The 17,234-nt window shown below is 67.9% G+C and carries 16 protein-coding genes and 1 pseudogene; 8 read left to right on the top strand and 9 right to left on the bottom strand.

From position 1 onward, the window contains the following. Positions 1 to 41 precede the first annotated feature (41 nt). Complete coding sequence (locus FG99_RS22705; protein WP_043272433.1) at positions 42 to 962, bottom strand: DMT family transporter; 921 nt, start codon at positions 960 to 962, stop codon at positions 42 to 44. Between the two features lie 134 nt (positions 963 to 1,096). Here FG99_RS22705 and FG99_RS22700 point away from each other — a divergent pair, with 134 nt between their 5' ends. The 7 genes and pseudogenes from FG99_RS22700 to FG99_RS22670 all read left to right on the top strand — a co-directional run bounded on the left by FG99_RS22700 (position 1,097) and on the right by FG99_RS22670 (position 7,762). Continuing rightward, the gene (locus FG99_RS22700; protein ID WP_009618069.1) at positions 1,097 to 1,534 is read left to right on the top strand and encodes an Lrp/AsnC family transcriptional regulator; all 438 of its coding nucleotides are present in this window, start codon (positions 1,097 to 1,099) and stop codon (positions 1,532 to 1,534) included. 138 nt (positions 1,535 to 1,672) lie between these two features. After that, positions 1,673 to 2,713 (top strand): aldo/keto reductase, encoded by a 1,041-nt coding sequence (locus FG99_RS22695; protein WP_043272432.1) that lies wholly within the window; start codon positions 1,673 to 1,675, stop codon positions 2,711 to 2,713. A gap of 161 nt (positions 2,714 to 2,874) precedes the next feature. Beyond that, positions 2,875 to 3,551 (top strand): annotated as a pseudogene (locus FG99_RS22690) (polysaccharide lyase family 7 protein). Between the two features lie 62 nt (positions 3,552 to 3,613). Beyond that, positions 3,614 to 4,207 (top strand): GNAT family N-acetyltransferase, encoded by a 594-nt coding sequence (locus FG99_RS22685; protein ID WP_043272431.1) that lies wholly within the window; start codon positions 3,614 to 3,616, stop codon positions 4,205 to 4,207. 372 nt (positions 4,208 to 4,579) lie between these two features. Further along, on the top strand, positions 4,580 to 6,475 hold the full coding sequence (locus FG99_RS22680; RefSeq protein ID WP_043272430.1) for a PAAR domain-containing protein: 1,896 nt from the start codon (positions 4,580 to 4,582) through the stop codon (positions 6,473 to 6,475). Next, on the top strand, positions 6,472 to 7,104 hold the full coding sequence (locus tag FG99_RS22675; RefSeq protein WP_043272429.1) for a DUF2931 family protein: 633 nt from the start codon (positions 6,472 to 6,474) through the stop codon (positions 7,102 to 7,104). The genes FG99_RS22680 and FG99_RS22675 overlap by 4 nt, the downstream gene beginning before the upstream one ends. Continuing rightward, complete coding sequence (locus FG99_RS22670) at positions 7,091 to 7,762, top strand: DUF2931 family protein (RefSeq protein WP_081884702.1); 672 nt, start codon at positions 7,091 to 7,093, stop codon at positions 7,760 to 7,762. Before FG99_RS22675 ends, FG99_RS22670 begins: the two co-directional genes overlap by 14 nt. 21 nt (positions 7,763 to 7,783) lie before the next feature. Here the strand turns inward: FG99_RS22670 and FG99_RS22665 are convergent, their stop codons facing one another. Then, on the bottom strand, positions 7,784 to 8,563 hold the full coding sequence (locus tag FG99_RS22665; RefSeq protein ID WP_043272428.1) for an SIR2 family NAD-dependent protein deacylase: 780 nt from the start codon (positions 8,561 to 8,563) through the stop codon (positions 7,784 to 7,786). 75 nt (positions 8,564 to 8,638) lie between these two features. After that, entirely contained in the window at positions 8,639 to 9,733 is a 1,095-nt protein-coding gene (locus FG99_RS22660) for a DUF1615 domain-containing protein (protein ID WP_043272561.1), read from the bottom strand. A 171-nt stretch (positions 9,734 to 9,904) separates the two neighbouring features. On the opposite strand from FG99_RS22660, the gene FG99_RS22655 reads away from it, so the two are divergent. Continuing rightward, positions 9,905 to 11,311: a DUF2252 domain-containing protein gene (locus FG99_RS22655; protein WP_043272427.1), complete on the top strand. Its 1,407-nt coding sequence runs from the start codon at positions 9,905 to 9,907 to the stop codon at positions 11,309 to 11,311. A gap of 661 nt (positions 11,312 to 11,972) precedes the next feature. On the opposite strand, the gene pcaC is transcribed toward FG99_RS22655, so the two are convergent. From pcaC to FG99_RS22625, 6 genes are all read right to left on the bottom strand, one after another. After that, positions 11,973 to 12,368 carry a 4-carboxymuconolactone decarboxylase gene (pcaC, locus tag FG99_RS22650; protein WP_043272426.1) on the bottom strand — a complete coding sequence of 132 codons (396 nt, stop codon included), beginning with the start codon at positions 12,366 to 12,368 and terminating at the stop codon, positions 11,973 to 11,975. A 29-nt stretch (positions 12,369 to 12,397) separates the two neighbouring features. Continuing rightward, positions 12,398 to 13,747 (bottom strand): 3-carboxy-cis,cis-muconate cycloisomerase, encoded by a 1,350-nt coding sequence (locus tag FG99_RS22645; protein WP_043272425.1) that lies wholly within the window; start codon positions 13,745 to 13,747, stop codon positions 12,398 to 12,400. 105 nt (positions 13,748 to 13,852) lie between these two features. Continuing rightward, positions 13,853 to 14,458, bottom strand: a complete 606-nt coding sequence (gene pcaG / locus FG99_RS22640; protein ID WP_009618058.1) for a protocatechuate 3,4-dioxygenase subunit alpha — start codon at positions 14,456 to 14,458, stop codon at positions 13,853 to 13,855. An 11-nt stretch (positions 14,459 to 14,469) separates the two neighbouring features. Next, positions 14,470 to 15,189 (bottom strand): protocatechuate 3,4-dioxygenase subunit beta, encoded by a 720-nt coding sequence (gene pcaH / locus FG99_RS22635; protein WP_009618056.1) that lies wholly within the window; start codon positions 15,187 to 15,189, stop codon positions 14,470 to 14,472. Positions 15,190 to 15,309: 120 nt separating this feature from the next. After that, positions 15,310 to 16,239, bottom strand: a complete 930-nt coding sequence (gene pcaQ, locus FG99_RS22630; protein WP_043272424.1) for a pca operon transcription factor PcaQ — start codon at positions 16,237 to 16,239, stop codon at positions 15,310 to 15,312. Beyond that, positions 16,236 to 17,108 (bottom strand): helix-turn-helix domain-containing protein, encoded by an 873-nt coding sequence (locus tag FG99_RS22625; RefSeq protein ID WP_043272423.1) that lies wholly within the window; start codon positions 17,106 to 17,108, stop codon positions 16,236 to 16,238. Before FG99_RS22625 ends, pcaQ begins: the two co-directional genes overlap by 4 nt. Between the last annotated feature and the right edge of the window lie 126 nt (positions 17,109 to 17,234).

Genomic DNA, 17,234 nt, shown 5'->3' with positions numbered 1-17,234 from the left:
GTGGGAGTTTGAGTCGGCTCCCGGGGAAAAATTCCCACGCCTCAGCGCTTTCCGTAATCCGTCCCGCGCAACGCGAAGCGCGCGGCCAGCCGCCGCGGCAGCCCCCAGTCGCGCTGCATGCCGGCCGCGGCCAGGAGGATGGCCGCCACGCCCAGCCACTGCGCCAGGCCCAGGCGGTGGCCGAACACCACCCAGTCCACCAGGATCGCCGCCACCGGATAGATGAACGACAGCGCGCCGGTCAGCGCCGTCGGCAGTTTCTGGATGGCGCCGTAGAGCAGCACGTACATCAGCCCGGTGTGGACGATGCCGAGGGCGGCCAGGCAGGCCCAAGCCGAAGGCTGCTGCGGCAGCGCCGAGAGGTTGGCCAGGGGCGCCAGCAGCAACACGCCGCTGCACACCTGCACCAGCGCGATCACATGCGGCGGCACCGTCTGCAGGCGCTTGACGATCAGCGCGGCGAAGGCATACAGCAGCGCCGCGCCCAGGGCCAGGGCGATGCCGCCCAGGTAGTCGCTGCCCGGCCCGCCGCTGCCATGGGCGCTGACGATAGCCAGCATGCCGGCGAAGGACAGCCCCAGCCAGCCGAGCTTGCGCGCGCTGAGCTTTTCGCCGAGGAACACCGCGGCCAGCAGCACCAGCATGAAGGGCTGGGTGTTGTACACCGCGGTGCCGATGGCGATGGACGCCCGCGAATAGGAGGCGAACAGAAGCACCCAGTTGCCGACGATGGCCACCCCGCTGAGCAGCGCCAGGCCGAAGGCGGAAAGGCTCAGCACGCCCGGGCGCAGCATCCCGAGCAGGGCGCAGGCGACCAGCAAGGTGGCGGCGCCGAACACGCAGCGCCAGAACACCACGTCCAGCACCGGCTGGCCGGACACCAGCACCAGCCAACCGATGGTGCCGCAGATCAGCATGGCCGCGGTCATCTCCAGGGTGCCGCGTTGAAGGGACTTGTCCATGGGGCTTCCTCCTGCAAGGTGTGCCTACAGCATGACAAGGCCCAACCCTGTCCTTCCATCGCAAACGCAAGGCACTCTCGAAATACTGCCTTTACTATCAAGGCATCTGCCCACAATCACCTAACGAGCCGAAGATGACCGACGAAATCGACCAGTTGCTGATCGCCGCCCTGATGGAAGACTCGCGCCTGTCGCTCAAGGCCCTGGCCCAGGTCAGCGGCCTCTCCGCGCCCAGCGTCGGCGAACGCCTGCGCAAGCTGGAGGACCGCGGGGTGATCCGCGGCTACACCCTGGAGGTGGACCCGAAGGCCTTCGGCTACCTGCTCCAGGCCATCGTCCGCGTGCGCCCGCTGCCCGGCCGGCTGCACGAGGTGGAACGGCAGATCCAGGCCATCCCCGAGTTCACCGAGTGCGACAAGATCACCGGCGACGACTGCTTCGTCGCCCGCCTGTGCGTGCGCGACATGGAGCAGCTGGACACCCTGCTCGACCGCCTCAACGCCTACGCCGAGACCAGCACCGCCATCGTCAAGAAGACTCCGGTCAAGCGCCGCCTGCCGCCCATGGCCTGAGGCGGGCGCCGGCAGCAATAGGCAAGAATGCGGCAGCATCGAGCGCCGTCCTTCCAGGGCGCGGCGCCCATACTGGTGGCGTCCGCCGCTGCGCGAGGCAGCGGCGCCTTCCCTGCCCCCTCCCGAGGATTGCTCGCCATGCGCTACAGAAAGTTCGGCAACACCGGTCTGTTCGTCTCGGAACTCTGCCTGGGCACCATGACCTTCGGCGGCGAAGGCCAGCTGTGGAGCCAGATCGGCAAGCTGCAGCAGGCCGAGGCCGAGCAGTTGGTCGGCGCGGCCCTGGCGGCCGGCATCAACTTCATCGACACCGCCGACGTGTATTCCGAGGGCCGCTCCGAGGTCATCACCGGCCAGGCCCTGAAGAACCTCGGCGTGCCCCGCGAGGACGTGGTGATCGCCACCAAGGTGTTCGGCGAGACCGGCACCCGCGGCGCCAACTCCCGCGGCCTGTCGCGCTACCACATAGCCGGCGGCGTGCAGGCCAGCCTGGAGCGCCTGCAGCTGGAGCACATCGACCTCTACCAGGTGCACGGCTTCGACCCGGCCACGCCGATCGAGGAAACCCTGCGCGCCCTCGACGACCTGGTGCGCCAGGGCCTGGTGCGCTACGTCGGCGTTTCCAACTGGGCGGCCTGGCAGATCATGAAGGCCCTGGGCAGCGCCGAGCGCCTGGGCCTGGCCCGCTTCGAGTCGCTGCAGGCGTACTACAGCATCGCCGGCCGCGACCTGGAGCGCGAACTGGTGCCGCTGCTGCGCAGCGAGAAGGTCGGCCTGATGGTCTGGAGCCCCCTGGCCGGCGGCCTGCTCAGCGGCAAGTACGGCCGCGGCGGCGAGGCCGAGGCCGGCAGCCGGCGCACCCAGTTCGACTTCCCGCCGGTGAACCGCGAACGCGCCTACGACTGCATCGACGCCATGCGCGGCATCGCCGAAGCCAAGGGCGTATCGGTGGCGCAGGTGGCCCTGGCCTGGCTGCTGCATCAGGAGGCGGTGACCAGCGTGATCATCGGCGCCAAGCGCCTGGAGCAATTGGAGGACAACATCGCCGCCACCCAGGTCGAGCTGAGCGCCGAAGAACTGGCCACCCTCGACCAGGTCAGCGCGCTGCCGGCCGAGTACCCCGGCTGGATGCTCGAGCGCCAGGGCGAGTACCGCCGCGGCCAGCTGGGCGGGCGCTGAGCCGCCACACGGGCAGGGCCCCGGCCACCCCGGCGCCCTGCCCCGGCCTACCGCTCATGCGGAAATCCTGAGCATTCGCCGCCGTCGTCAGTCGCATCCATCAGGCAGGCCCCGCGCCTGCCTTTTCGCTTGCGCCCTTCCCACAGCAGAGGACTGACGACATGAGCGTGAACATCGACAACCTGACCATCGGCCTGCCCGTCCCCCGCTCGGCCACCAACCCGGTGGCCCTGGAGATCCCCGGCAGCCAGGCGCTGCAGCAGTACCCGGAGCTGGTCACGCGCCAGCCCGACGGCAGCGTGCAGTTCACCGCGCCGACCCTCGGCGCATCCAGCAAGAGCACCCAGCGCACCCGCTGCGAATGGAAGGAGGCGAAGTACTGGCTGCTGGATAAAGCGCGCGCGAGCACAGCAACCGCCAGGAGATGACGCTGACGCGGGTGAACTCGGCGCAGAAGGTGGTGATCTCGCAGATGCACGTGCTCAACGACGACAGCCCGGTGGTCAAGGTGTTCTGGAACAAGGGCAAGATCACCCTGGGCTTTCGTCAGCACTTCGACCAGCCCGACCCGGTGAACAGCACGGTGCTGGACAAGGTGCCGCTGGGCGCGCGCTTCAGCATCCTCATCCACGCCACCGCCTCGGCCGTGATCACGGTGCAGGCCAGCTGCGACGGGCGCACCTCCAACCTCGCGCCCATGACCCTCGACCCGGACTGGGCCGGCCACGCCTTCGACTTCCACGGCGGGGTGTACAACCAGGTCGACTACACCAGCGCCACCCTGGCCACGGACGGTTCGGTGTGCATCATCCATGACCTGCAGCTGAGCCACGTCTAGCGTGCGGCTTTGCTTCCGCGCCCGGACGCGGCAAGCTCGGGGGCCCAGCCAAGGAAACCGCCATGACCGCCCCCGAGCCCCAGCCACGCCTCACCGGCGAGCACGCCGAACTCCTGCCCCTGGCCCGCGAACAGGCCGGCGAACTCCTCGCCGCGGCGGCCGACGGCGAGCTGTGGAAGCTCAAGGTCACGGTGGTGCCGGGGCCGGGCGGCATCGACGCCTACCTGGACAAGGCCCTGGCCGGGCGCGACGCCGGCACGGTACTGCCCTTCGCCATCCGCGACCGGCGCAGCGGGCGCATCGTCGGCAGCACGCGCTTGTGGAAGATCGACCGCGCCAACCGCAAGCTGGAGATCGGCCACACCTGGCTGGCCGCCTCGGCGCAGCGCACGGCGATCAACACCGAGGCCAAGTTCCTGCTGCTGGAATACGCCTTCGAAGTCATGCACTGCGTGCGCGTGCAGTTCACCACCGACGTGCTCAACGAGAAGTCCCGCGCCGCCCTCCTGCGCCTGGGCGCGGTGCAGGAGGGCATCGTCCGCCACGAGCGGATCATGCCCGACGGGCGCAAGCGCGACTCGGTGCGCTTCAGCATCATCGACGACGAGTGGCCGGCGGTGAAGGCCGCGTTACTGACGCGCCTGGGCCGCGGCTAGGCGCACCCGCTCGATGTAGCGCGCCACTGCCGGCGCCTTCTCGAAGCGCCGGTAGTTCTCCCGTGGCTGGCTGATGCGCCGCAGCACCGACTCTGGCCATCGGCATGCTCGCCGCGCACAGCGCCCGGTTGCTGCGCAAGGCCGTCGCCGGCGTGGCCGCGTTGGCGTTCGCCGTACTGGTCGGGGCTGCTGGGCAAACCGCTGCCGGAGCTGGAAATCGCCCGGCCGGACGGCATTGCCTGAGCACTGTGATCGAATCTGCAAGCAACCGGAAAAGCCTCTCACCCAGCCAAGAAACCACCGACAGCCAAACCCTCGACAAAGGCATTTCCTGCCAGCCGGACTCATCCGAATGCTTGCAGGAGTTGCAACATGGGCCAGCGTTTCGTCGTTCGCAAGGACGACAGCACTACCACCGGCGGCCAGGTGCTCGCCGGCTCCCCTGACCTGATCATCGGCCATCGCCTCGCTGCGCGGCGCAACGACCCGGTGCGCTGTCCGAGATGTGGCAGCGTCGGGCTGATCGCAGAAGGCAACCCTACCTGGCTGGCCAACGGTGAACCGGTGGCCGGCCATGACCATGTAGTCAGCTGCGGCTGCCCGCCCGGCAGCCATCGACTGATCGCCAGCCAGACCCACACCCTGATGGCCGAGGAAAGCGTCGGCCTGGACTGGCAGCCGCCAGGCGAAATGGCCAGCGGCGTACACCTGCGCTTCCCCAGCCTGGAGGCCTTGCAGGCATTCCAGCAACTCGAGCTCGACGGCCAGGCCGTGCGAGTAGCCACTGACCAGGAAGAACCGGAAGAGGAAGACGAAGAAGAAGAGCTGGACGAGACGCCAGGCCTGACCCTGCGCCTGGCAGCCTTCTTCGACGGCACCGGCAACAACCTGGCCAACGCGGCACTGACCGAGCGCTGCCGCCAAGACGACCGTCAGCAGCTCGGCGAGGAAACCCTGCTGGACACCATCGCCATCTGCGAACGCTTCGGCTTCAGCGCCCCGGACGAGCATGGCGTCTTCCAGAGCCATCCGAATGACAGCTACGGGAATGCACCGAGCAATGTGGCCCTGCTATCCGAACTCTACCCAGACCATGCACGGGACCCACTAGAACCCGATGCCACCATGGCTTTCGTGCCTTTCTACATCGAAGGCATAGGCACCACCAGCGGCGCGCCGGACTCACGCGTCAGCCAAGCAACGGGGCTGGGAGAAACCGGCGTACTGCAACGCGTAATACAAAGCCCCGCAACGATCAAAGAGCAACTACGGCTGTTCATAAGAACCAACCCAGCCCCCCGTATAGCCCGTCTCGAATTCGACCTCTTCGGTTTCAGCCGCGGCGCGGCGGCAGCCCGCCACTTCGCCAACGAAGTGCTCAAGCCCGATGGCGGCATCCTGGGCGAAGTATTAAAGCCCGGGCAGTTCGGCCTGCTGGCGGATTTCGACTGGACTACCGACGTCCGCATCAACTTCATCGGCCTGTTCGATACCGTGGCCGCCATCGTCGACCCACTGCGCGGCGACTGGAGCCCAGCCAACGACCTCAACCCCGGCATCAACCTCTACCTGCCCCCCGGTTGCGCGCGCAAGGTCGTACAACTGACCGCGGCCGACGAACGCCGCTGGAACTTTCCCCTGACAAGCGTAGCCCCGCACCACCAGGAGATTTCCCTGCCCGGCGCACATTCGGACATCGGCGGCGGCTACCCGGCCCTGATGCAGGAGAAACTGTTGCTGAGCCGGCCACGCGCCACCCGGGTCAGCCCCAACATGCCCCTGGAACGCAGCTCGGTATGGCGGGAGGCCCAGCTTGAAGTCGCCCGGCTGGAACTGGACGGACTGCCCGGCGATGGCCAGATGGAGCCGGTCGGCTGGCATTTCCCCAACGCCAATGAACATGACGTGTCGCAAAGGGCGTTGGTTGCCATAGCCATTCAGCGTCGGGTACGAGGCGAACTGTCACGGGTGGCGCTTCGGGTGATGCGTGAATTGGCCTTACAACATGGTGCACCTTTCGACACTCTCAACGCCGAAGATCGCCGCTTTGAAATACCCGGCGAGCTTCACTCTATCGCCACCAAAATCCAGGCCTATGCCCAAGGCGCCCCTCTTCGCTTGAGCAAGGAAGACAATCGCCTGCTACGGATACGCTACATACACCTGTCGGCCCACTGGACTCCCAGCAGCGGAGTGATGGTCAACAAACCCGCACCGAATCGGCGGCTGTCCTATAGCAACAAACCGCAGCAGGGTTACCCGGAATGAGAAAGCTCCTATTCGTCCTAATTGCAGTCTCGCTTACTGGCTGCGCTACAAGCCAAGGTCGACCCAAGCTGCCCTACAACGCCTGGTCCGTCGGTATAGGTGCGCCGAAATACATGGAGGTCTGGGTCGAAAGTGTCGATGTGGTGGACAGACGCGGGCTGGCCTACGAACACGTACATGGGGGGGTCGTCGGCTACAGCGGAAGCCCTGTCGGCTGGCCCAAGAACGGCATGGGCAAATTGAAGCCGGTAACAGGCGTCGATCTGCCGGAAATCATCTTCATCCGCTGGCAGTCCCTCGTGGAACCCCAGACCTACAACGTGCGCATCAACATCCCGCAGTGGGTCCGCGATGAGATGCTCAAACCCCAGCAGGCCTACTGCCTGGGCGACAGGAGTTGGGTAACTGACTACCGCAAGATGATCTCCATCGGCATGGCCCCTGGCGGCATCGCCAAGGCCTGGGTCGGCGGCCCCTGCCTCGAGGAGAAGGAAATCGGGCGTTTCAAGGGAGTCATCGATAAGCGGGGCCCCTATGAAGGGCATTCAAAGGGGATCTATTACCGCCCGCCGACCGAAGCCGCCCAAGCCTATATTCGAGAACAAGGCATTCCTTATGACTCCTGGTAATCGGCGTCAAAGGAGACCCCTCATCACGAACGCGCTCCTGCTCTGCATTACAGCAGCCACGCTTACGGGCTGCAGCACAAGCCAAGGTCGCCCCAAGCTGCCCTACAACGCCTGGTACGTCGGCATAGGTGCGCCGAAATACATGGAAGTCTGGGTCGAAAGCGTCGATGTGGTGGACAGGCGCGGGCTGGCCTATGAACGCGTTCATGCCGGCGTCGTGGCCTACAACAACAAGACCGCGGGCTGGTGGAACGGCAGCGGCAAGATGAAGCCCGTTATGGGCGTCGATCTGCCGGAAATCATCTTCGTCCGCTGGCAGTCCCTCGTGGAACCCCAGACCTACAACGTGCGCATCAACATCCCGCAGTGGGTCCGCGATGAGATGCTCAAACCCCAGCAGGCCTACTGCCTGGGCACCAAAAGTTGGGAAACCGACTACCGAAAGATGATCTCCATTGGCATGGCCCCTGGCGGCATCGCCAAGGCCTGGGTCGGCGGCCCCTGCCTAGAAGAGAAGGAAATCGGCCGCTACAAGGCGGTGATTGAAAAACTCGGCCCATCGCAAGGCAAGACCAACGGGCAGTATGCATGGCCATCCCTGGAGCCAGCCACCAAGGACTATATCGACCAGCACGGCATTCCCTATGACTCCTGGTAGCTACCCGAAGCCCCCCCTCCTTCAGACCTGCCTCCGATAACCGAAAGCCGCCTCGCTCAACGCCGGCAACACCACCCCGGCAGGCCCTTCCAGGCTGAACTGCCGCGGCCCGCGCACGCTCACCGGCTGCGGGTTGACGTGGGCGACCACGGCGCCGCTTTCCGCGGCCAGTTGCGGAATCATCGCGGCGGGCTGGACCACGCCGGAGGTGCCGATGGAGAGCAGGCAGTCACAAGCCCTGGCGGCGGCGAAGGCTTCCTCCAATGCGGCTTCCGGGAGCATTTCACCGAACCACACCACGCCGGGGCGCACCCGCTCGCCGCAATGGACGCAGCGTGGTGGTTCCAGACGGCGGCCCTCTTCCGGTTCCCGCAGGCTCGTCGAAAGGCCGTCGTGGGCCCGGCCGCAGGCCACGCAGCGCGGCTGGTGCAGGCTGCCGTGCAGGTGGATCACCGCCGGGCTGCCGGCGCGTTCGTGGAGGTCGTCGACGTTCTGCGTCACCAGGCTCAGGCGCGGTACCCGCGCGGCCAGTTCGGCGATGGCCCGGTGCGCCGGGTTGGGCTGCGCGGCCAGCACCTTCATGCGCCGCCATTCGTACCAGCCCCAGACCAAAGCCGGGTCTTCGGCGAAGGCTTCGGGGGTGGCCAACTGGGCGGGATCGAAGCGCTGCCACAGGCCACTCAGGGCATCGCGGAAGGTGGGGATACCGCTCTCTGCGGAAACCCCGGCGCCGGTGAACACCACAAGGTGCCGCGCCTGGCGCAGGGCATCGAGCAGGACGGGAGGGAAGGATGCGGGCATACTGGGCGCCTCGTCGGGAGTGGGCCCGGGATTATTCGCGGCGCCGGGTGGCCAGCGCAAGGCGGCCTGCGGCGGTCAGCGCTTGCCAGCGCGCGCCAGGCAGCGCTGGTAGCGCTCGTCCACGCGCTGGGCGAACCAGGCGGTGGTGAGGTTGCGGGTGATCTTCGGGCTGTGCAGGGTGATGCCCGGCAGCACCGCCCGGGCCAGGGGCTTGCCTTCGTTCTTCTCGGCCAGGGCGAAGACCTTGGCGTAGAGCTTCGTCTCGCCGAATTCGGCGCGCTCGCCCTGCTCCAGGTCGCGGCGGATCTGGCTGTCGCTCAGGCCCAGGCGCGGGCCCAGGGTGCGCACCGCAAGCTCGGTAGCGCCGGCGGCGCTGGAGTCGTAGCGGATCAGGTCGCCGTCCAGCGCCAGCGGGATGCCGGTGGCCAGGCTCACCGCGCGCTGGAAGGCGGCGTTGCGGCTGGCGTACCAGCCGGCGTTGAAGTCGGCGAAGCGGTACAGCGGCCGCTGGTAGTCCGCCGGGTAGCCCAGCAGGTGGGCGATGCCGAAGTACATGCCGCCGCGGCGGCTGAACACTTCCTGGCGCACGCTGCCCTTCAGCGGGTACGGGTAGCCCTCGGCGTGCTGCTCGGCGAAGGCCACGCTGACCTGCATGGGACCGCCGGTGCGCACCGGGTTGAAGCGGCCGAACAGCTGCTGGCCGAGCGGCACCATGCCGATGAAGTCGTCGAAGATGGCGCTCAGCTCGCGCTCGCTGCGCACCGCGTCCAGGCGCTGGCTGTAGCTCTTGCCGGTGGGCGACTTCAACGCCAGGGCGGCGTCGAGCAGGAAGTTGGGGACGTGCAGGCGCGCGGCGCGCTTCTGCATCTCGCCGCGGGCGATGTGGCCCAGGCCCGGCACCTGCGGGTCGGCCTGGAAGTTGGATTCCTGCTCGGTGATCGCCAGCACCGAGCAGAGGTTCTCGGTGCTCGGGCGGATGCGCTGGGCGGCGAAGGCCGCCTGGATGTCCGTGGCCCAGCCGCTGCGGTCGCTCACCTTGGCCGGCAGCAGTTGCGCCAGGGTGGCGCGCACCTGCGCCGGCGTCGGCTCCGGCGCCTGGCGGGCGGACTGCGAACTGCAGCCGGCCAGGGCCAGCAGGCCGAGGGCGATGCCCAGGGCGCGCCAGGGCATTTTGGCGGGACGGGCGAGCACAATGGCGATGGCGGACATGGACGCTTCCTGACGACGAGACGCCGCGACCATCGCAGAAATGCCCTTTCCAGGCCAGCCCAAGGCGCCGACTTGCAGGCCCCTGGCCAGCCTCTAAGCTCGAACTCATGGCCCCGGGATTGGAGGTGAACGATGGACATCAAGGAACTCCGCAAGCAGGGCAAGGACGCCCGCGATAAGTGCCCGCGCAGCAGCCACTCCGAACCCGGGAAAATCGACCGCGACCCGCTGCCGCTGATCGAGGCCTCCAGCGCCGGCCGCGTGCAGTCGCTGGTGGCGCTGCGCTACGGGCGCATGCTGGTGTCGCCCTTCACCTTCTTCCGCGGCAGCGCCCTGCTCCAGGCCCACGACCTCTCGGGCACCCCGGACATGGGCATGGAATTGCCGATCTGCGGAGACTGCCACCTGATGAATTTCGGCGGCTTCGCCTCCCCCGAGCGCAACCTGCTGTTCAACGTCAACGACTTCGACGAGGTCCACCCCGGCCCCTGGGAATGGGACCTCAAGCGCCTGGTGGCGAGCTTCCTCATCGCCGCCCGCGACCTGCGCCACGGCGAGAGCGTGGAAGAGAACGCCTGCCACGAGCTGGTCGCCTCCTACCAGCAGAACATGGCCGAGTGCGCCGAGATGGGCGCCCTGGAGCTGTGGTACGGGCGCATCGACTACGAGGTGGCGCTGGAGCAGGAGAAGGAAAAGGACCTGCGCGAGCACGTGCAGCGCGCCATCGAGAAGGCCAACCGGCGCACCCACGCCGAGCTGCTGCCGAAGATCGCCGAGCGCGACGCCAAGGGCCGCCTGCAGATCCGCGACGACCTGCCGGAAATCTTCCACCTGCACGCCTCGACCTCGCTGCTGGACAAGGACGACGACTGGATGGACCTGGAGCACTGGCAGGACCTGCACGACACCTTCATGCGCGACTATCGCGCCACCCTGCAGGCCGACCGCCGCGACCTGCTGGACCGCTTCGAGGTGCAGGACCTGGTGTTCAAGGTGGTGGGCGTGGGCAGCGTCGGCACCCGCTGCCTGGTGGCGCTGCTCACCGATCCCCAGGAGCAGCCGCTGTTCCTGCAGTTCAAGGAAGCCCGCCCCTCGGTGCTGTCCGGCTACGTGCGCAGCAAGCTGCGCACCCGCCACCAGGGCCAGCGGGTGGTGGACGGCCAGCGCCTGATGCAGTCGGCCAGCGACCTCTTCCTCGGCTGGACCACCGGCCCCGGCGGCCGCCACTTCTACGTGCGCCAGCTGCGCGACATGAAGGTCTCGGCGGAACTGGAGACCTTCGACGAAAACGCCTTCCTCGCCTACGCCCGCGTGTGCGGCCGGGCCCTGGCCTGCGCCCACGCCAAGTCCGGCGGCCAGGCGGCGCGGATCGCCGGCTACATCGGCAAGAGCGATGCGCTGAACGATGCGCTGGTGCATTACGCCAAGGCTTACGCGCTGCAGAACGAGCGGGACTTCGAGCGCTTCCAGCGCGCTTGCCGCAAGGGGCAGCTGGAGGCGCGTTCGGAGGCGGATTTCGTCGCGGATCGGATGCCGTAGGGCGTATAACCGTTCGCGGTTATACGCCGATACACCGAAGCCACAGCCAACGCCAAGGTCAGCCTCGGAGCCGCCGGGAACCAAGGCCAAACGGCGGATAACGTGGAACGTTATCCGCCCTACGCCTGGTGAATGGAGTTCTACCGGGCAGGTTTGGTGTGCATTTTCAAGAGCGCCCTCTCCCTAACCCTCTCCCTGAAGGGAGAGGGGACCGTTGGGCAGAAACGGGAACGCTGGAGTTAGCCGGCAGTTGCGGAGTTGGAGGTGCGTTCGAAGGCGGATTTCGTGGCGGATCGGATGCCGTGAGGGGATTGGTGGTTGTAGGAGCGAGCTTGCTCGCGAATGGAGTTCTACCGGGAGGTCCGGAGCGCATCCTCAAGAACGCCCTCTCCCTAACCCTCTCCCTGAAGGGAGAGGGGACCGTTGGGCAGATACTGATACTTCGGCGTTAGCCGGCTAGCACAGTGATTACCGGCTGAAACCATTCCTCCTCTCGGCACGGACAAGCCCCCTCTCCCTTCAGGGAGAGGGCTGGGGAGAGGGGGCCGGAATCCCTCTGATACTCCATCGCCGAAGGTAGACACCATTCGCGAGCAAGCTCGCTCCTACGAAAAGCGCCATAGCGTAGGGCCGTTCGCGGTTATACGCCGTTAGATCGGGCTCACCCCTCCAGCGACTCCGTCCCCAGCTCGTTCCACACTTCCTCCGCCAGGTGGAAGGTGGCGTTGGCCGCCGGGATGCCGCAGTAGATCGCGCTTTGCAGCAGCACTTCCTTGATCTCCTCGCGGCTCACGCCGTTGTTGCGGGCGGCGCGCAGGTGCAGTTTCAGTTCGCCTTCGCGGTTCATGCCGATGAGCATGGCGATGGTCACCAGGCTGCGGGTGTGGCGCGGCAGGCCGGGGCGGGTCCAGATGTCGCCCCAGGCGTGGCGGGTGATCATTTCCTGGAATTCTTCGTTGAAGGTGGTGCGGTTCTGCAGGCTGCGGTCGACGTGGGCGTCGCCCAGCACCGCGCGGCGGACCTGCATGCCGGCTTCGTAGCGTTGTTTCTCGTCCATCGGGTTCTCTCTCGCTTGTCTGTCGCGCCTCAGCCGAGGCGCGCGTGTTCTTCCAGGGCGCGTTCCACCCAGCGGCGGCACTGGCCCAGGTAGTGGGCCGGATCCAGCAGCCGGTCCTGCTCGGCTTCGCTCAATTGCGCGCAGACCTCGGCGTTGCCGCCCAGCACCTGGCGCAGGTGCGCGCCTTCGGCCACGGCCTGGCGGCAGCACTGCTCCACCAGGTGGTGCGCGGCGTCGCGGCCGATGCACCGGGCCAGGGCGATGCTCACCGCCTCGGCCAGCACCAGGCCGCGGGTCAGGTCGAGGTTGCGGGCCATGCGCTGGGCGTCCACTTCCAGGCCCGGCACCACCAGCAGCGCCTGCTGCAGTGCGCCGGAGACCAGGCAGCAAAGCTCCGGCAGGCTTTCCCATTCGGCATGCCACAGGCCGAGGCTGCGCTCGTGCTCCTGGGGCATGGCGCTCAGCATCGTCGCCACCAGGCCCGGCGCGCGGGTGGCGGCGCCGATCAGCACGGCGGCGCCCACCGGGTTGCGCTTGTGCGGCATGGTCGAGGAGCCGCCCTTGCCCGGCGCGGAGGGCTCGAAGACTTCGCCGGCCTCGGTCTGCATCAGCAGGCTGAGATCGCGGCCCAGCTTGCCCAGGCTGCCGGCCACCAGGCCGAGCCAGGCGGCGAATTCGACGAGGCGGTCGCGCTGGGTGTGCCAGGGCTGTTCCGGCAGTTGCAGGCGCAGCTCCTCGGCCAGCGCCTCGGCCACGGCGAAGCCGTCGTCGCCCAGCGCCGCCAGGCTGCCGGAGGCGCCGCCGAACTGCAGGCTGAGCAGGCGCGGCTTGAGTTCGGCCAGGCGCTCGCGGTGACGGGTGACCGCGCCGAGCCAGCCGGCGATCTTCATGCCCAGGGTCACCGGCGTGGCGTGTTGCAGCCAGGTGCGCCCGGCCATGGGCACGTCGGCGTGCTGGCGCGCCTGTTCGGCCAGGGCCGCGCCCAGCCGCGCCAGGTCGTCTTCCAGCAGGCCGACGGCGGCGCGCAGTTGCAGCACCAGGCCGCTGTCCATGGCGTCCTGGCTGGTGGCGCCGAAATGCACGTAGCGCTCGGCCTGCGCGTCCGTCGCGGCGACCTGGCGGCCCAGCGCCTTGGCCATGGGGATGGCCGAGTTGCCGGCGCTGCAGATGGCCGTGGCCAGGGCGTCGAAGTCGTACAGCTCGGCGCGGCAGGCGGCCTCGATGGGCGCCACCGCGGCGGCCGGGATCACCCCGCAGCGCGCCTCGGCGCGGGCCAGGGCGGCCTCGAAGTCGAGCATGCCCTGCAGGCGCGCGCGGTCGCAGAACAGCTCGCGCATCGCCGGCTGGGTGAAGTAGGCGTCGAAAAGTCGGTTGCTCACGCAAGGGCTCCAGTTTTCTTCGTCATCAGGCACAGCCTACGCCATGCCGTGAACGCCGACGGGCGGACCGCTCGCGCGGCCCGCCCGTTCAGGCGCCGGAACGCATCAGAAATCGAAGAACACCGTCTCGCCTTCGCCCTGGATGCGGATGTCGAAACGATAGGCCAGCTGGCCGTTCACTTCGCAGCGGCGGGCCACCAGGGTCTCGCGGCGCGGCGCCTGTTCGATCAGGTTGAGCACCGGGTCCTTGGCGTTGGCCTCGGCCTCGTCCTCGAAGTAAAGGCGCGTCTGCAGGTGGATGTTGATGCCGCGGGCGAACAGCGACACGTTGATGTGCGGCGCCTGCGGGCGGCCGTCGGCGGCCTTGGTCACGCCCGGCTTGATGGTCTTGAGCGTCCACTCGCCGGCATCGAAGGTGGTGGCGGTGCGGCCGAAGCCGTTGAACGCCTTCTCGGCGTCGTAGCGGCTGTCGTAGTTGCCTTCGTGGTCGGCCTGCCAGAACTCCAGGAAGGAGTCGCGCACCAGGTGGCCGTTGCCGTCGTAGACGTGGCCCAGCAGCAGGATGTGCTCGCCGGCGGCGCCGGGCTTGGCCATCTGGTTCCAGATTTCCAGGTCGCGGGTCGGGTTGCCGGCCGCTTCCAGGGCCAGGCCGATGTGCACGTAGGGGCCGGCGGTCTGCGAGGGGGTTTCGGGGAGCAGTTGAACGGGCATGGCGAACCTCCTCAGCGATTCTCGAAGTGGGTCTGGCGCTGGCCGCGCAGGACGATGTCGAAGCGGTAGGCCAGGCAGTCCATGGGGTTGGCCATGCCCATGTCCAGGCGCGCGATCAGGCTCTGCACCGCCTCGGGGTTGGCGATCGACTTGACGATGGGGCACATGGGGATCAGCGGGTCGCCCTCGAAGTACAGCTGGGTGATCAGCCGGGTGGCGATGGACGGGCCGCTGATGGAGAAGTGGATGTGCGCCGGGCGCCAGTCGTTGGGGCCGTTGCGCCACGGGTAGGGGCCGGGCTTGATGGTGCGGAAGATGTAGCGGCCGTCGCTGTCGGTGATGGCGCGGCCGACGCCGCCGAAGTTCGGGTCCAGCGGCGCCAGGTAGCGGTCGTTCTTGTGCCGGTAGCGGCCGCCGGCGTTGGCCTGCCACATTTCCACCAGGGTGTTGGGCACCGGCTTGCCGTACTGGTCGACGACGCGGCCGTGGACGACGATGCGCTCGCCGATGGGCAGCGCGCCGGTGTTGAAGTTGAGCAGCAGGTCGTTGTCGTGCTCGCCGAACTTCAGGTGCGAGAAGTCCGGGCCGGTGGTCTCGGAGATCGACTGCGGGATGCTTACCAGCGCCTGGCGCGGGGAGCGGGCGACGGAGGTCTTGTAGTCGGGGGTGAGGGCTTTGGGGTGCCAGTTGCGGTCACGGATGACGAACCGGCTGTTGTCCACTTCGGACATGGCGGTCTCCTGTTGTTGGAGTTATAGGAGCCTGTAGAGCACCAGGCATGTGCTCCGCAGTTTCCGCCAGCTCGACGCGCAGGGAAATTGAAAAGCTGCCCGAAACCCATAACCAAATGGTTATGGATAAACCCCTTCGCGGTATTCCTGCCCCACCTCGCGCAGCACCTCCTGGCACCAGTGCGCGCCGAGGGACAGCGGCAGCGAGGCGTTGCTGCAGATGCCCACCGAGCCACCGGCCTCCTGCAGCTGCGGCGCCAGCTCGGCCAGCTCGCCCTTGCCCAGGGCCGCGCGCACCGCGTCCAGCGGCGCCATCCACACCGCGTCGCTGTCGTCGACGTAGCGCCGGCTCAGGCTCAGCGAGAGGGTTTCCAGGCGCCGCGACGACTGGCGCAGGCCGTGCTCGACGAACAGGCTGTCGACGCGCTTGCGGATGGTGGTGCCGGCGGTGGGCAGCACCAGCGGGTATTCCTCCAGCTCCGCCGCGTCCAGCGGCCGGCCCAGCAACGGGTGGCCGGCGCGCACCACCAGGGTCAGCGGCTCGTTGTACAGGTGTTCGAAGGTCAGGCCCTGGATCTGCGGGCTGTCGGTCATGCGCCCGACCACCAGGTCCAGTTCGCCGACGCGCAGTTGCGAGAGCAGGTGCGCGCTGGGCCCGGTGACCACGCTGACCACCAGCGCCCCGTGGCGCGCGTGCAGGCGCCGCACCACTTCCGGGAGGAAGGCGCCCTCCACGGTGGAAAGCACGCCCAAGCGCGCGCTGCTGGCCGCGTATTCGCCGCCGCGCAGGCTCTCCACGCCGTCGCGCAGGGCCTGCACGCAGGGCCCGGCGTAGCGCAGGAAGGCGATGCCGGCCTCGGTCAGCACGGCGCCGCCCTTGCCGCGCTCGAACAGGCTGGCGTCGAGCACTTCCTCCAGCTCCTTGAGCGTCTTCGACACCGCCGGCTGGCTCACCGCCAGGCGGTCGGCGGCGCGCGCCAGGCTGCCCAGGCGGGCCACTTCGAGGAAGCACAGCAGGTGGCGGAACTTGATGCGTGAGTCGATGTTCATCGGTTACCCCGGAAGGCCCTGGGCGACTGCCCGGTGCCGCGCTTGAAGAATCGCGAGAAGTACGCCGGCTCCGAGAAGCCCAGCTGGTCGGAGACCTCCTGCACGGTCATGTCCGTGTACACCAGGTTGCGCTTGGCCTCCAGCAGCAGGCGCTGGCTGATCAGCTGCAGCGCCGAGACGCCGGCCAGGCGCCGGCACAGGGCGTTGAGGTGCGCCGCGCTGATGCCCAGGCGCTCGGCGTAGCGCTCGATCGGCAGGTGCTCGCGCAAGTGTTTCTCCACCAGCCGGCGGAACGCCTGCAGGTGCTCGCGGCCACGGTCCGGCGCGGCGCTGGCGGCGTGGCTGGCCTGCAGGTGGCGGCGCCCCAGCCACACCAGCAGGGCGCTGACCAGCGAGCGCAGCATCAGCTCGCGGCCCGGCTCCTGGCGCGCGTATTCGCGCTCGATGGAGTCGAACAGGGTGCTCAGGTAGCGCTCGTCCTCACCCACCGCGTAGCACTGCGGCTGTTCCAGCACGGCGCGGTCGAACTGGCGCAGCAGTTCCTCGGCGAAGGGCTGGGCCAGGCTGAGGACGTAGCCGTCGATCTGCGCGGTGAAGCGGAAGCCGTGCACGCACAGGGGCGGCGAGACCTGCACTGTGGCCTCGCGCACGCGGGTGACGCTGCCCTCCACTTCCAGCTCGGCTTCGCCGGCGCGCACGTAGAGCAGCTGCACCAGGTCGGCGTGGCGGTGCGGGCGGATTTCCCAGTCGTACAGGCTGCTGCGCGACGGAATGGTCTCGCAGTGCAGGGGGTCGGGTGTCGGCCAGGCGTGGGTCTCGCCGTACAGCTGGAACACCGGGACCGGATTCGAAGCGGGCGTCTTGTGCATTTATAGGCCGCCGGGGCTATCCACGAAAAATCCAGGTTATCTGTTGGATATTGCCTTCTGCGCGGCGATTCATCCACCAAAAATGCAGGTGCCAATAACAACTACGCGGCCAGGGGGCGTGCCTAC

The sequence above is a fragment of the Pseudomonas sp. AAC genome, assembly GCF_000725445.1.
In the GTDB taxonomy this organism is placed as follows: Bacteria; Pseudomonadota; Gammaproteobacteria; order Pseudomonadales; family Pseudomonadaceae; genus Pseudomonas; species Pseudomonas citronellolis.
This window is presented reverse-complemented; position numbering and strand designations above follow the sequence as displayed.

Excerpts from the sequence above, each read along its gene's own strand:
- FG99_RS22705 (WP_043272433.1), bottom strand. The coding sequence starts at position 962 with ATGGACAAGTCCCTTCAACGCGGCACCCTGGAGATGACCGCGGCCATG.
- FG99_RS22700 (WP_009618069.1), top strand. The coding sequence starts at position 1,097 with ATGACCGACGAAATCGACCAGTTGCTGATCGCCGCCCTGATGGAAGAC.
- FG99_RS22695 (WP_043272432.1), top strand. The coding sequence starts at position 1,673 with ATGCGCTACAGAAAGTTCGGCAACACCGGTCTGTTCGTCTCGGAACTC.
- FG99_RS22685 (WP_043272431.1), top strand. The coding sequence starts at position 3,614 with ATGACCGCCCCCGAGCCCCAGCCACGCCTCACCGGCGAGCACGCCGAA.
- FG99_RS22680 (WP_043272430.1), top strand. The coding sequence starts at position 4,580 with ATGGGCCAGCGTTTCGTCGTTCGCAAGGACGACAGCACTACCACCGGC.
- FG99_RS22675 (WP_043272429.1), top strand. The coding sequence starts at position 6,472 with ATGAGAAAGCTCCTATTCGTCCTAATTGCAGTCTCGCTTACTGGCTGC.
- FG99_RS22670 (WP_081884702.1), top strand. The coding sequence starts at position 7,091 with ATGACTCCTGGTAATCGGCGTCAAAGGAGACCCCTCATCACGAACGCG.
- FG99_RS22665 (WP_043272428.1), bottom strand. The coding sequence starts at position 8,563 with ATGCCCGCATCCTTCCCTCCCGTCCTGCTCGATGCCCTGCGCCAGGCG.
- FG99_RS22660 (WP_043272561.1), bottom strand. The coding sequence starts at position 9,733 with ATGCCCTGGCGCGCCCTGGGCATCGCCCTCGGCCTGCTGGCCCTGGCC.
- FG99_RS22655 (WP_043272427.1), top strand. The coding sequence starts at position 9,905 with ATGGACATCAAGGAACTCCGCAAGCAGGGCAAGGACGCCCGCGATAAG.
- pcaC (WP_043272426.1), bottom strand. The coding sequence starts at position 12,368 with ATGGACGAGAAACAACGCTACGAAGCCGGCATGCAGGTCCGCCGCGCG.
- pcaG (WP_009618058.1), bottom strand. The coding sequence starts at position 14,458 with ATGCCCGTTCAACTGCTCCCCGAAACCCCCTCGCAGACCGCCGGCCCC.
- pcaH (WP_009618056.1), bottom strand. The coding sequence starts at position 15,189 with ATGTCCGAAGTGGACAACAGCCGGTTCGTCATCCGTGACCGCAACTGG.
- pcaQ (WP_043272424.1), bottom strand. The coding sequence starts at position 16,239 with ATGAACATCGACTCACGCATCAAGTTCCGCCACCTGCTGTGCTTCCTC.
- FG99_RS22625 (WP_043272423.1), bottom strand. The coding sequence starts at position 17,108 with ATGCACAAGACGCCCGCTTCGAATCCGGTCCCGGTGTTCCAGCTGTAC.